The sequence below is a fragment of the Methylobacterium sp. GC_Met_2 genome (assembly GCF_026540795.1).
Taxonomy (GTDB): domain Bacteria; phylum Pseudomonadota; class Alphaproteobacteria; order Rhizobiales; family Beijerinckiaceae; genus Methylobacterium.
The window spans coordinates 1-1,588 of record NZ_JALNUM010000249.1 but is presented as its reverse complement, the minus strand read 5'-3'; the positions used below and the strand labels follow the sequence as shown (position 1 = coordinate 1,588).

At 66.2% G+C, this 1,588-nt stretch carries 1 protein-coding gene; it reads right to left on the bottom strand.

Going from position 1 to position 1,588, the window contains the following annotated elements:
* Positions 1-84: 84 nt before the first annotated feature.
* Entirely contained in the window at positions 85-1,524 is a 1,440-nt protein-coding gene (locus OXS49_RS33270) for an IS1182 family transposase (protein WP_267428757.1), read from the bottom strand.
* Positions 1,525-1,588: the final 64 nt, after the last annotated feature.

Sequence of the window (1,588 nt, the reverse complement as noted above, 5' to 3'; positions counted from 1 at the left end):
TTGGGTCGAGGCCGTGTCAAAACGCATTGATCGTGGTCGCCAGCGCTGGTCGGCAGGATGATGACGACGGCGCGGTGGGCCGCTTCAGGCTCGAATGGCCTGGATGAGCCAGGTTGCGCCGAACAGGCGTATCATCCGCTTCATGTTGTAGGCGAGGATCGCAAGGCTCATCTCGGTTCGCACGCCTTTCAGGCCCTTCGTCAGGAAGGGCGTGCTGCCCATCCAGGCTTTCAGCGTTCCGAAGACATGCTCGACCGTGGCGCGCCGTATCGCCATGGCGTCCGGCATGGCGTCGAGCCGCCTCTGCATGGCCTCCAGAACCGCCTCGTGCTTCCAGCGCTTGAAGCGCTTGAACTTCTCGGTCGTACAGCGCACCCGCATCGCGCAGGCATGACAGGCGTCCAGGTTGCGGTAGTGGTCGATGTCGCCGTGTCGATCGGAGCGCGCGTTAGACTTCGTCAGCACAGCGCCGGCGGGACAGACGTAGTGATCGGCCGCCGCGTCGTAGACGAAGTCGGCGCGCACGAAGAGCCCCTTCTTGGCTCGACCCGACGTGTCGGCTCGCGGGACGGCTGGCAGGACGCCCGTGCCTTCGCAGGCCAGAACCTCGTCGCCGCTGTAGTAGCCGCGATCGGCCAGGACCGTGACCTCCTGCGCGCCGATGGCCTGCTTGGCCCGACCGCCCATTGGCACGAGCTGGGTTCGGTCGTGGCCCTCGTTGACGACCTCATGGGCGACGACGAGATGATGCTCGGGATCGACAGCGATCTGGACGTTGTAACCGACGATGCCGGTGCCGCGCCCGCTCGTCGCCATCGAGCGCGCGTCCGGGTCGGTCAGCGAGACTTGCCCGTCGTCCGCGGCCTCTACCTGCTCCTGCATCTCGCGCAGGAAGGCCATCTGGCGGCGTAGAGCGGCGATCTTCTCGCCGATGCGCTGCGTCCGTGCCTCGGGCACGTCGTTGCCCTCCCGATCCGCTCGGTCGAGCGCCGCGAGGTAGCGGGCGATGCTGGCATCCACCTGTTCCAGGCGCTTGGCGACCTTGGCCACGGTGTAGTTGCGGTCCCGGTTGTTGACCGCCTTGAACTTCGACCCGTCCACGGCGACGGTCGCCCCAGCGAAGAGCTGCAGATCCCGGCACAGCACCACGAACTGCCGGCAGGCCGCCTGGATCGCAGGCCCGTTGTCGCGCCTGAAGTTGGCGATCGTCTTGTGATCGGGAGCCAAGCGACCGGTCAGCCACATCACCTCGATGTTGCGCTGTGCCTCCCGCTCGAGCCGACGGCTCGACGGCACGCGGTTGAGATAGCCGTAGAGGTAGAGCTTCAGAAGCGTGGCCGGATCATACGCAGGCCGCCCCGTCGCTGCGGGCTCGAAGCGCGTGAAGCCGAGGGCGCCCAGATCGAGTTCGTCGATGAACACCTCGACCACGCGAACCGGATTGTCCGCCGTGACATAGTCGTCCAGCGAACTGGGCAGCAACCAGGACTGCCGACGGTCCTGCCCTTCGACGAACCGACCCATGCTGGCCTCCGCAGATCAGGCCCCAAGTCTATCTCAGACCGGACTTTTGACACAGCCTCGGTCG

Coding starts and splice junctions, on each gene's coding strand:
- OXS49_RS33270 (WP_267428757.1), bottom strand. CDS start 1,524: ATGGGTCGGTTCGTCGAAGGGCAGGACCGTCGGCAGTCCTGGTTGCTG.